Below are 12,747 nucleotides of genomic sequence, written 5' to 3'. Positions count from 1 at the left end.
TTCTTAGGTAATCGAGATAAGGTCAGCCTTGCAGCAGGCATAGGGAGCCCTTGCCAGTAATCCATTTAAGCGACACCTAAGCGTGCTTTTACCACTTGCTCACAAGCATCGATATTGGTTGTGTCTTTTGGAATAATTAACACGGTGTCGTTGCCGCCAACGGTACCGATAATCTCAGTATGTGGGTCGATATCCACTAACCTTGCGACTAACTGCGCACAACCTGGGTGGGTTTTAACTATCACCATTGCTTGGTTATGAGTGATTAATTCGATTTGCGAAGAGATGGAGGCATCGACACGTACAGGCGCGCTTTCAACCGTAATACAGTAGACTTTTTTACCACAGGCATTTTGGATTTTGACTACGCCGAGCTGTGACAAAATACGAGATACCGTCGATTGGCTAATACCGGTATAGCCGATCTCGACCAGCTTTTCGCGCAGCTGGTTTTGGGTTGAGAAGCTTTGTTGTTGTAGTAAGCGTTTGCATGCTGCAGTCAGTGTTTTATCTTCAGCTGAATACAAGCAACCGTGCTCAGTGATCGGGTTCATGAACAACTCCTTAAGGTCAACAGTGATACCGCTTGTCCATAGCGTCGTGCGCACTCCCAAAGCCGTAGAGTACGATTTGTTAATTAGGGCTTACCGACGAATCCTGAAGTAAAGAAGGGCGGGTATGCGAGATGTATGATCATCTATTCATCCAGTCTACCACTAAAGGATAGTTATCTTTTTGAAGGCGATCACCAAACAAAATTCTGGTTATTTGCTTGTATTTTGGTGCTTTATTCTTGAGGTGAGTGGATATTTATTCCGCATTGGGAATAAATATCCATGTGCTTGGGAAGGTTTTGACCTAGGCACTAATGAAGATAAGGGTTAGCGAATTTCACTCATGATCTCGCGAGAGAATACTTTTTCACAGTAATGGCATTTTAGCTGCACGTTTTCCTGTTTTAGCTGAACTTTAAAGCTACTTTCAACGGGTTCACCGTGTGAAATACAGTTGCTATTTGGACATGAGAATACGCTGTTGATTTGCTCTGGCAGTACAAGCGTGAGTTTGTTCACTACCTTGTACTCTTCAATCTGATTGACCGTCGCTTGTGGCGCATACAGAGCCAATTGGTTCGCCTGTTCTTTGGTTAGAAAGATGTTCTCAATCTTGATCAGATCTTTGTGTCCCAACGCAGATGATGGCAGATTTAATCCCATGGTGATGCGCTGTTCTGTTTTGTGCATCTTGAACAGTTTGAGGATTTTGATACCAAGGTGAGCAGGGATGTGGTCAATGACGCTGCCGTTACGGATCGCTTCTACTTGTAGTTGAGTTTGTTTAACCATGACTGTGTCTCCTGCTTATAAAGTGTCGTTTAGAACTAGGGCTAATAGGGCTTCGCGAGCGTATACACCATTTTCAGCTTGCTCGAAGTAGTAAGCGTGTGGTGTTTTATCAACGTCGGTGGTGATCTCGTCGACGCGTGGCAGCGGGTGAAGCACCTTCATGTTTTGGCGAGCCTCTTTCAATGTGTCGGCGGTGAGGATGTAAGCCGATTTCATGTGTGCGTATTCTGATGCATCAAAGCGCTCTTTCTGTACGCGAGTCATGTATAGCACATCCAGTTCCGGTACCACTTCTTCAATGCTGCTGTGTGTGCTGTATTGAATGCCCATCTCTTCCAGTTCTTCACAGATGTAATCTGGCATCGCTAATACTTCAGGTGCGATAAAGAAGAAACGCACGTTATCGAATTTTGATAGTGCTTGCGTCAATGAGTGCACGGTGCGGCCATATTTAAGGTCGCCGACAAACGCCACATTGAGGTTGTCGAGAGTGCCTTGTGTTTCGTAAATCGAGAACAGGTCTAGCAGGGTTTGAGTTGGGTGTTGGTTCGCTCCATCACCGCCATTCACTACTGGCACACCGTTAGAGAACTCAGACGCCAAGCGTGCTGCCCCTTCTTGTGGATGACGCATCACAAAGGCATCAACGTACGATGAAATCACCTGCACTGAATCGGCAAGTGTTTCGCCTTTCTTAGCCAGTGATGTGTTACCGCCATTATCAAAACCGATGACTGTGCCACCAAGGCGTTGAACTGCGGTTTCGAATGAGAGGCGAGTTCGAGTTGAAGGCTCAAAGAAACAGCTCGCAACGACTTTATTTCTCAGCAACTCTGGATTTGGTTCAGCCTTGAGCCTTGCTGCGGTATCGACGATAAGCTCCAGTTCATCACGAGAGAGCTCAGGAATGGAGATGATGTGCTTGTTAAATAACGAATGCGCCATAACGGGTCTTCCTTCTATGCATACAGTCAAATTGCGGACAAAAAAAAGCCCCCTAAAAATAGGAGGCTTCGAAACGATCAATAGAACAAAATAAAAATGACACCAACACCACTCTTTGGCGTGTAGTTTGACAATCATGTGCGACAAAACTGCGGTTCATTTTTTGCTCTCTTTTGACAAATTGCGGAGGATTATACTCAGATAAAAACAGCGCGCAATAGTTTATGTAAAGTATTCATTTCATGGATATTTATGCCAAATTAGTCCGTGCTTTTACTTCTTTTTAAGCCTTTGTTGAAGCAGAAAAACTTCGACTTTTTTAGGCAATAATCTTTTCAAACGAATGAAAAAAAATGCGGGTTTTATCCAAGGGAAAAGTCCCATGCACGCCACCCGCATTTCCCTGTTATTGCACTCAGCTTATCGACTGGTTTGTAAATAAGAGAGTGCTTTGCTTCTAAGCTTTTTAATTACTTAGCTTATTAACTACCTAGTGTTGCAACCATCACAGCTTTGATAGTGTGCATACGGTTTTCAGCTTCATCGAACACGATAGAGTATTCCGACTCGACCACTTCATCAGTCACTTCCACACCGTCTTTTAGCTGTGGATATTCTGCAGCAAGCTGTTTGCCTACCGTGGTATCTTCGCCATGGAAAGCTGGCAGGCAGTGCATGAATTTCACGTGTGGGTTACCGGTTGCTTTTAGCATTTCCATGTTCACTTGGTAAGGCATCATTAGGTTGATACGCTCAGCCCATGCTTCTTTCGCTTCACCCATCGATACCCAAACGTCGGTGTATAGGAAGTCACAACCTTGCACGCCTTCTTGAACATCTTCAGTTAGAGTGATTTTGCCGCCAGTGTGCTCTGCGATTTCACGGCATTGAGCCAATAGCCCTTCTTCTGGCCAGAATTGCTTAGGAGCAACAAGGCGAATGTCCATGCCCATTTTCGCTGCACCAACCATTAGAGAGTTACCCATGTTGTTGCGAGCATCACCTAGATAAGCAAACTTGATTTCATGCAGCTGCTTGCCACGACCGTATTCAGTCATGGTCAGGAAGTCTGCCAAGATTTGAGTTGGGTGGAATTCGTCAGTCAGACCATTCCATACAGGTACACCAGCGTAAGCGCCTAGCTCTTCAACAATCTCTTGACCGAAGCCGCGGTATTCAATGCCATCGTACATACGACCAAGAACGCGAGCGGTATCTTTCATCGATTCTTTATGGCCAATTTGAGAACCAGATGGACCTAAGTAAGAGACGCGAGCACCTTGGTCGAATGCTGCCACTTCGAATGCACAGCGAGTACGAGTTGAGGTTTTCTCAAAGATAAGTGCGATGTTTTTGCCAGTCAGTTTTGGCTGTTCGTAACCGTTGTACTTCGCTTTTTTAAGCTCCATTGAAAGATCTAACAAGTGTTGAATTTCGCGTGGAGTGAAATCTAGTAGTTTTAGGAAGTTACGATTGCGTAGGTTAAAAGCCATGATGTATTCCTTCTTAGATTTAGGCGCTTTCCTGTTACAGGGAAAGAAAATTCAAGAAAGCGCGATTCAATTTTTGTGTATTAATTTCAGTTCAAACGGTGATTCAGTTTTCTCGCAAGGTTTGAAAAGCTTACGAGTGGATTAATCTTTGGTGATGTTGGTACCCGCTTGGCCTTGCAGAATTTGCAAACCATCTTCGAGCGCACCAATACCGACGACTTTGCCGCCTTGTTGGATGAATTCGCATGACGCTTCAATTTTTGGTCCCATCGAGCCAGCATCAAATTCAAACTTCGCCAGTTCACTTGGCGTAGTGCTGCGCAGCGCGTGTTGAGTCGGTTTGCCCCAATCTAGGTAAACCGCGTCTGCGTGTGTCAGGATCAGTAGTGCATCGGCATTCAATTGTTTTGCTAAGAAAGCAGCTGACATGTCTTTGTCGATAACCGCTTCGACACCAACCAATTTGCCATGCTCTTTTTTCACTGGAATGCCGCCACCGCCAGTACAGATCACTAGGTGACCCGCTTCGATAAGCTGGGTGATCGCTTCATGTTCAACGATGCCGGTTGGTCTTGGGCTTGGCACTACACGACGGAAGTGTTGGCCGTCTGGTTTTACGATCCAGTGGAACTTCTCTGCCAATTCACGCGCTTCTGCTTCTTCGTAGATTGGGCCGATTGGTTTGGTTGGATCAGCAAATGCAGGGTCATTTGGATCAACCGTCATTTGGGTCAACATGCATGAGATGTTGCGGTTCGGCAGATAGTTTTTGAACTCTTGCATCAGCATATAACCGATCATGCCTTGTGTTTCGCTACCCAATACATCCAGTGGATATGGATTTACTTTCTTGTATTCCAAACCTTGCAGAGCAAGTAAGCCAACTTGTGGGCCATTACCGTGCACTAACACCACGTTGTACTCTTTGGCGATTTCCGAGATGGTTTTCACCGCTGTTTCAATATTACGGCGCTGAACGTCAGCTTCTAACGGCTCACCGCGACGAAGTAGGGCGTTACCACCGAGTGCAACAACAACAGTTTGTTTAGTCATAATTGTGTTCTCTCATTGTGGCCAAGTTGAGGTTATTTGAGTGCTTCAACTTGGCCGTTTCGTCTTAGTGATTAGATACCATCACGCTCGATTGGGCAGCTCATGCAACGTGCGCCACCACGACCACGACCAAGCTCGTCTCCAGGAATTGGCAGTACTGTGATGCCAGCTTTGTCGTATTTCTCGTTGGTGTAGGTGTTACCTTCGTAGCCAATAACGACGCCAGGTTTCACCGTAAGAACGTTGTTCGCATCATTCCACTGCTCACGCTCTGCATGGAAGTTGTCACCACCAGTAGTGATCAGGTTTAGCTTGTCTACACCCAGTGCTTTTTCGATAGCGGTAACGAAGTAGCCTTCTTCTTTCACTTTCACGGCTCCAAACTCATCACCAGTTAGGTTCCAGCACTTCACATCTTTACTCACCACCTCAGGGTAGACAGAGAACGTATCTTCGTTCATATGTGTCATTACCGTGTCTAGGTGCATGCAAGAGCGGTGTTTTGGTAGCTGCATAGCGATAACTTGCTTCGCTTGGCCGTGCTTGAACAGGCTTGACGCTAAGTGCTCAACACCTTGTGGCGTGGTACGTTCTGACATACCGATAAGCACTGTGCCGCGGCCGATAACCAGAACGTCACCACCCTCAATCGTTGAGTTGTCGTAGTTGATACTTTCTTCATCGCCGAAGTATTTAATGAAGTCTTGGCCTGCGAAGGTTGGGTGCCAACGGTAAATCGCACGCACGTGGTTGGTTTCGCGTTGACGTGCTGGTTTCGCCATTGGGTTGATCGATACACCACCGTAAACCCAGCAAGAGGTGTCGCGAGTAAATAGGTGGTTTGGTAAAGGCTCAATAATGAAGTCGGTTGGTGTGAACATGCCTTGCATCATTGAAGAAGACTTCATCGGCATTTCAGCGTAAGACAGACCGCCGGTTAGGATTTTTGCAAGCTCTAGGTTTGGTAAGTCACCTAAGTAGCAGCGTACGTCGTTAGCAAAAGTTTTACCCAAACGGTAATCAGACACTTGGCAGTTCAGTAGCCAATCTTTCGCTTCCGGCACAGCTAGCGTATCTGCTAGTAGGTCAGTAAGAAGAAGAACCTCAACACCCTGATCACGTAGCGTTTGAGTGAATACGTCATGCTCTTTACCTGCACGCTCAACAGCCAGTACGTCATCAAACAGCAAATCGTGACAGTTAGATGGTGTTAAGTGAGTCAGTGCGCGTCTTGGGCGGTGAACTAGAACACGACGCAATTGACCTATTTCAGAACCTACATAGAACTTACTCATGATCGTCTCTCTCTTATATATTTGAATTACTTTTATTGCTAAGAGTAATTATTTATTTTCAGTTGAGAAGAATGAATTATTTATTCATATCTCTTGTCTGGAATTAATATTACGCCTGCTGCTCAGGTATTCTTAGAGATCTATCACAAATCATTTTTTATCCCTCAGCCCTTTAAAAACAAGGGTTTTAACAAATTTTATGCACTTTGACCTATCATCGATTGCTTCTAAATAGTTAATCCTGGGGGAACATTATTCATGTTTTTATAATCTGGATTAGTAAAATCTAAATAGTGGGGGTTTATATGCAATGTACTTTAATTGATAAAAGTGAGCTTAAAGTGGAAGTATGCAGTGTTTTTATTTAGATATTTAATTTTGAATGTGGAATTAATTATCTGTTAACAAATTAAATTCGTATAAAGTTATTCTTGTCACACTTTAAAATAGGACTTATGAAGGTGTTTTTAATTAGGTTTAGTCGTTTATTTATCTTTTGCTGTTACTTTTAATAAACCTGTAAATATAATTAACGCTAATAAATGACTAAATATTTCGCCATATATCACCTTGGTAAATAATGAGTGGTCTTGTTAACTTTGTCTGTGATGTTTGCAGATGAGTAGGAGTGTTGAGATGGGGCTTCTCGGGAGCTGCTGAGTTCGCAATGGGCTGCAGTAACGGTAAAACTAGCTGAGCTAACGATAGAGCTAAAAAAGCCGCTATCGAAGCGGCTTTGAATGGAAGTGTGTTTGCTTAAGGGATGCTAGATAAGCGCACCAATACTCAGTACTACGATGCAGAACACCGTTAAGATACCGATCAATGGCATGACCCATTTCACCCAGCGTACGTAAGGTACACGAGCTATCGCCAAGCCACCCATTACCACCGCAGAGGTTGGGGTAATAAGGTTTACCAAGCCTGAAGCCGATTGGTAAGCGGTAATCACAAGGTCTCTACCAACACCAGCGAAGTCAGCCAATGGTGCCATGATAGGCATGGTCAATACCGCTAGGCCAGATGTCGATGGCACTAGGAATGACAATAGAATCTCTAGGAAGAACATCACGTTAATAAAGATAACTGATGAGAGCCCTGTGACCATCTGCTCTGCAGAGAACAGAATCGTATCGGTGATCATACCGCGGTCCATCACCACCACAATACCACGTGCAATACCTATGATTAGCGCTACACCGAGCAGGTCACGAGCACCGTCAATGAAGCTTGAGGTAAACTCTTCTTCGCTCATGCGAGCCACAATACCGACAATGATGGTCGCTGCTAGGAACATTGCAGAGATCTCTGCCATCCACCATCCAGCAACGGATACGCCGTAAATCATTACCGCGAATGAGCCACCAAAAATAGTCAGAATCAGTTTACGAGTCGCAGTGAATTCCAGTTTTTCTCCGCTTGAGTTACCAAGGAAGTGCGCTTTGTTTTCTTCGTACTTGTCATACACAATCGACTTGCTTGGGTCTGCTTGCACCATTCTTGCGTAACGCATGACGTAAGCGACACAGATGCCCCAACCAATAATCAGCATTGCCACACGTAGCACGATACCGTCAGTAAATGGGATGCCAGAGGCGTTAGCTGCGATAACCGTTGCGAACGGGTTAATGGTGGAACCTAACACCCCTATGCCTGCGCCTAGAAGTACAGTCGCTGCAGCCACTAGAGGGTCAAAGCGAGCCGCCATCATGACAGGCACTAGAAGTGTATAGAATGGGAGTGATTCTTCCGCCATACCATAGACAGTACCGCCAGCGGCAAACAGTGCCATCAGTATTGGTATCATCAACTCTTCTCGCCCCTCGAGGCGCGCGGTGACGCGTTCGATACCAGCATCTATTGCACCAGTCTTGGTGACTAGCCCTAAGAAGCCACCAATGATCAGAATGAACAGTGAAACGTCGATTGCAGCAGCTTCATAGCTATTGTGGTCGTAGAAGCCATCAATCGGCGCTAGCAGCACGTCAATCACTCCTTGAGGGTTACCTTCAACCGCTTGATAGGTTCCGGTTACCGGCACTTCTCGGCCTAATTCTTCATTCATTGCTCGGTCATATTGACCCGCTGGAACAATCCAGGTCAGTAGAGCAACGAATGCAATTAAAATAAATAGAATGGTATAAGCAGAAGGGAATTTAAAGTTGGCAAAGAAGCCGCCCTTTTTTTTCTCGCTTGGCATCGTTTGAGTTGTCATGGCTATCTCCTTACATCATCTTAAATAAAAGTGATGTGAATTAGCGACTAATGATTTATAGACTGTAAATACACCGACACTTATAAATTACCCAACGATATAAATTGCGGGTTTTAAATTAAAGTTATTTGATATTTACTAATCCAGATGAAGTTGTATTTAATTTAGCTTCGGTTATTTTATTCTTTACTTAATCATTTAAGTTTGGTGCTGTTCACAAAAATAGTGGCCAGTAAAAGGGCTAAAAAATGTGAGAGAAACCGTAAGGTTTTTTGGTTAATTAGCTTGGATTAATATTCGGTTTGGTTAGTTGGTAAATAGGGGGAAGGTTGATTTGATAGGTATCGATAGAGAATGGGTTGGATAGTCTTGGGATTTTATTCAAACTTTATTTTTGAACGTATTTTAAAGTTTGTCATGGTTATTTGACGGGCATCAAAAATCACATTAAGCCATAAACAAAAAAGGAAGCCGAAGCTTCCTTTTAGAGTCATATCATCAGTGGTTTTTAGATAAACAGACCACCGAATGCGAAGCCTAGTGCTACCGCAGTACTGATTGTTACCACACCTGGAATGAAGAACGGGTGGTTGAATACTAGGTTACCGATACGCGTTGAGCCTGTGTCATCCATCTCAACTGCAGCCAGTAGCGTAGGGTAAGTAGGAAGAACGAAAAGTGCACTTACCGCAGCGAAAGAAGCAACGGCTGTTAGTGGTGCTACGCCAATTGCTAGTGCTGCAGGCATTAATGCAACCGTTGTTGCGCCTTGAGAGTAAAGCAGCATAGAAGCGAAGAACAGAACAAGAGCCAGCATCCATGGGTAGTCAGCCAGTAGCGCGCCTGCAACGTCTTTGATTTCAGCAACGTGTGCGTTTACAAACGTAGAACCTAACCAAGCTACACCAAGTACACAGACACACGCAGTCATACCAGAGCGGAATGTCGGTGCTGAAGAAATTTTCGCTGCATCGATCTTAGTGAACATTACGATTGCCGCTGCTGCGGCCAACATTACCGACATGATCGCTTCGTTACGACCTAGTGCAGGGTTCTCGATTAAGCCAACAGAGCTAGAGATAGCCGCTGCGTAACAAACAACAAAACCAATTGCTGCTAGGAAGATGTAGGTTGCTTTCTTCGCTGTTGGAAGGATCTCGCGCTTCTCATCTGACGCTAGTTTGATTAGACTTTTCTCTAAACGCTCTTGGTAAACAGGATCGTCTTTTAGCTCGCTACCCATGTAGTTAGCAACAACAGCACCCACCATACAAGCAATGAAGGTTGTTGGAATACAAACCATCAGCAGTGTTAGGTAATCAACACCGAATGGTGCAAGCATTGCTGCGAAAGCTACAACCGCCGCTGAGATTGGCGAAGCTGTGATCGCGATTTGAGACGCAACAACAGCAATAGACAGTGGACGAGAAGGACGTACACCTTGGCCTTTCGCTACTTCGGCAATAACTGGCAGAGTTGAGAATGCTGTATGACCAGTACCTGCCATTAGCGTCATTAAAAAGGTCACAATCGGTGCGTAAAAGGTGATGCGTTCTGGGTGCTTACGCAAAAAGTTTTCTGCAATTTGCACCAACCAGTCCATACCGCCAGCAACCTGCATTGCAGCAATTGCGGTGATAACCGACATGATGATCAGGATTACATCAATTGGGATATAAGATTGGCTTGTTGGTACGCCAAGAATAAGTGAAAGAGCAATAACACCAGCACCACCGGCAAAGCCGATACCGATGCCGCCAATTCTGGCCCCTAAGAAGATAAAGAGCAGGACGATAAACAGTTCTACTGCAATCATAATTAACACCTCATGTAGATTTTATTATGTGACCACTCGTTGAGAGAATGTTCAGATAATAGTTCTATGGTTTAGATTCAATTAAGCAAAAGCGCAACATATAGAAAACCACAAAATAAACAGGGTTAACCGTATTGGAGCCTAAAAAAGGGCTCCGTTTGGAGCCCTTTCTCGCTAGCGTTACTCGTAGCGTTTTGCTTTATACTGAGGATGCATCAAATTTTCAACAGAGAAAATGTCATCAAGTTCTTCTTCGGTTAATAAACCGCGCTCTAGAACTACATCACGAACACTCTTACCTGTTTCTGCACAGATCTTACCGACAATGTCACCTTCGTGGTGGCCAATGTATGGGTTTAGGTAAGTTACGATACCGATAGAGTTAAATACGTGCGCTTCACAGATTTCTTTGTTTACCGTAATACCGTCTACACACTTGTCGCGTAGGTTCACACAAGCATTAGTTAGGATGTCTAGAGACTCAAACATGCTTTGTGCAATAACAGGTTCCATAACGTTCAGTTGAAGTTGACCACCTTCAGCTGCGAAAGAAACGGTGTTGTCGTTACCTAGAACTTTGAAGCAAACTTGGTTCACTACTTCAGGTACTACTGGGTTTACTTTAGCTGGCATAATTGAAGAGCCTGCTTGAAGCTCAGGTAGGTTCAGCTCGTTCAAGCCTGCGCGAGGACCAGAAGACAGTAGACGTAGGTCGTTACAAATCTTAGACAGTTTAACTGCTAGACGCTTAAGTGCGCCGTGCGTCATTACGTATGCGCCACAGTCTGAAGTTGCTTCGATTAGGTCTTCTGCTGGAACACACTCTAGGCCAGTTACTTCAGCTAGGTGTTTAACAGCAAGGCCTTGGTAACCTGGTGCTGCGTTTAGACCAGTACCGATTGCCGTTGCGCCTAGGTTAACTTCAAGCAGTAGCTTAGATGTGTATTCTAGGTTTTTGATTTCTTCATTGATGGTTACCGCCCAAGCGTGGAACTCTTGGCCAACCGTCATTGGAACTGCATCTTGAAGTTGAGTACGACCCATCTTCAAAACGGTGTTGAATTCTTGGCTCTTAAGCTCGAATGCACCTTTAAGGTATTCAATTGCATCGATCAGTTTTAGTACGCTGTTGTAAACAGAGATACGGAAGCCAGTTGGGTAAGCACAGTTAGTTGATTGGCTGCGGTTTACGTGGTCGTTCGGGTTGATGAACTCGTATTGGCCTTTTTCTTTGCCCATTAGCTCAAGCGCAACGTTCGCTACAACTTCGTTCGCGTTCATGTTTACAGAAGTACCAGCACCACCTTGGAAAACGTCTGATGGGAACTGATCCATGCACTTGCCAGTGTCTAGAATTAGGTCACAAGCTTGGATGATGTATTTAGCCACTTCGCTAGGAATTACACCTAACTCTTTGTTTGCTAAAGCCGCTGCTTTTTTTGTCATCACCATACCGCGAACGAATTCAGGTACATCTGAGATCGTTACATTTGAGATGTTGAAGTTTTCAACTGCGCGTAGGGTGTGGATGCCGTAGTAAGCATCAGCCGGAACATGACGTTGACCTAAAAGATCTTCTTCGAGACGAGTAGCTTGAGGAGCATCAACTTGTGCTTCTGATAGAGTAGCCATAACAGGATCCTTAGAGAATAATTCTGATTATATAGTTAGTTATTAGCCTATTCTGTGTGCAAATACTCCGTTCGCTAGAATATTGGGCTGATAAATCCGTCCTGACTTATGTGGCACATGATACTGTACCTAGCGCATAAAAATAGTAAGTTGATCACCTTTTTCGCTTTTGTTTAGTCAATATTTTGCAAAGTTAATTTGGGTCAATAAACACGCTTATTTACAGGATAAATTTGAGATTGGTAGACCTTTCAGCGTAAACTGAAAGCAACAAAGGAGGGCATGTGTTTCCTATCTTATTATTACTATTTATCTTCGTACCCATCATTGAGATTGGGCTATTTATTCAAGTTGGTGGCTTCTTAGGATTGTGGCCAACTATTGCATTGGTTTTGATCACGGCATTTGTCGGTGCATCGTTGGTTCGTAGCCAAGGCATTCAAACACTGATGTCTGTTCAAGGTCGACTACAGCAAGGCGAGATGCCGGCACAACAGATCCTTGAAGGCGTGATGCTGGCGGTGGCTGGCGTACTGCTGCTGACTCCAGGCTTTATGACTGACGCTCTGGGTATGCTGGTATTGTTGCCAGCACCAAGAGCCATGATCGCTAAGAAAATGATGGAAAAAATGGTGGTTAAAAACATGTCTGGCGGTTTCCACGCTGGTGGGCAGGCTGGCTTTGGTCAGAGTCCATTTGGAGACGCTCCATTCAACCGCGACCCATTTGACCAATCAAAAGGCGGTAACACCTTTGAAGGTGAGTTTGAGAAGAAAGACGACGACAACGATCGTAACCGCTTAAACTAATCCTGCTGCTCAGATATAAAGACAACAACTGAAAAGGCTCTTACCTTTATCCTTCGCAAGAAAGAGATAATGGTGAGAGCCTTTTTTTAGGTTCATCGCGGATTAGCGGGAACTAAAAACAAAAACGGTAGTAAGTGATATGG

Annotated in this window: 10 protein-coding genes; 1 reads left to right on the top strand and 9 read right to left on the bottom strand. The window is 44.6% G+C overall.

Annotated elements, in window-relative coordinates:
* Positions 1-65: 65 nt before the first annotated feature.
* The 9 genes from JC606_RS16825 to aspA form a co-directional block, all read right to left on the bottom strand.
* Positions 66-554 carry an arginine repressor gene (locus tag JC606_RS16825; RefSeq protein ID WP_004737108.1) on the bottom strand — a complete coding sequence of 163 codons (489 nt, stop codon included), beginning with the start codon at positions 552-554 and terminating at the stop codon, positions 66-68.
* A 327-nt stretch (positions 555-881) separates the two neighbouring features.
* On the bottom strand, positions 882-1,346 hold the full coding sequence (pyrI, locus tag JC606_RS16820) for an aspartate carbamoyltransferase regulatory subunit (RefSeq protein ID WP_004737110.1): 465 nt from the start codon (positions 1,344-1,346) through the stop codon (positions 882-884).
* 15 nt (positions 1,347-1,361) lie between these two features.
* Complete coding sequence (gene pyrB / locus JC606_RS16815) at positions 1,362-2,291, bottom strand: aspartate carbamoyltransferase (RefSeq protein WP_102424400.1); 930 nt, start codon at positions 2,289-2,291, stop codon at positions 1,362-1,364.
* A gap of 482 nt (positions 2,292-2,773) precedes the next feature.
* On the bottom strand, positions 2,774-3,784 hold the full coding sequence (locus JC606_RS16810; RefSeq protein WP_004737112.1) for an ornithine carbamoyltransferase: 1,011 nt from the start codon (positions 3,782-3,784) through the stop codon (positions 2,774-2,776).
* Between the two features lie 141 nt (positions 3,785-3,925).
* Positions 3,926-4,837 carry a carbamate kinase gene (gene arcC / locus JC606_RS16805; RefSeq protein ID WP_198779023.1) on the bottom strand — a complete coding sequence of 304 codons (912 nt, stop codon included), beginning with the start codon at positions 4,835-4,837 and terminating at the stop codon, positions 3,926-3,928.
* Positions 4,838-4,908: 71 nt separating this feature from the next.
* Positions 4,909-6,132 carry an arginine deiminase gene (arcA, locus tag JC606_RS16800; RefSeq protein WP_137406922.1) on the bottom strand — a complete coding sequence of 408 codons (1,224 nt, stop codon included), beginning with the start codon at positions 6,130-6,132 and terminating at the stop codon, positions 4,909-4,911.
* Between the two features lie 766 nt (positions 6,133-6,898).
* Positions 6,899-8,347, bottom strand: coding sequence for a YfcC family protein (locus JC606_RS16795; RefSeq protein ID WP_008219590.1), 1,449 nt, complete (start codon positions 8,345-8,347; stop codon positions 6,899-6,901).
* Positions 8,348-8,855: 508 nt separating this feature from the next.
* Complete coding sequence (locus tag JC606_RS16790) at positions 8,856-10,163, bottom strand: anaerobic C4-dicarboxylate transporter (RefSeq protein ID WP_137406920.1); 1,308 nt, start codon at positions 10,161-10,163, stop codon at positions 8,856-8,858.
* A gap of 180 nt (positions 10,164-10,343) precedes the next feature.
* Positions 10,344-11,795, bottom strand: coding sequence for an aspartate ammonia-lyase (aspA, locus tag JC606_RS16785; RefSeq protein WP_004737119.1), 1,452 nt, complete (start codon positions 11,793-11,795; stop codon positions 10,344-10,346).
* Positions 11,796-12,079: 284 nt separating this feature from the next.
* On the opposite strand from aspA, the gene JC606_RS16780 reads away from it, so the two are divergent.
* Positions 12,080-12,604, top strand: a complete 525-nt coding sequence (locus JC606_RS16780; RefSeq protein ID WP_063525225.1) for an FxsA family protein — start codon at positions 12,080-12,082, stop codon at positions 12,602-12,604.
* Positions 12,605-12,747: the final 143 nt, after the last annotated feature.

The sequence above is a fragment of the Vibrio sp. IB15 genome, assembly GCF_016406055.1.
Lineage (GTDB): Bacteria > Pseudomonadota > Gammaproteobacteria > Enterobacterales > Vibrionaceae > Vibrio > Vibrio chagasii.
Note: the sequence above shows the minus strand (reverse complement) of the source record. Positions and strands in the feature narration are given on the sequence as shown.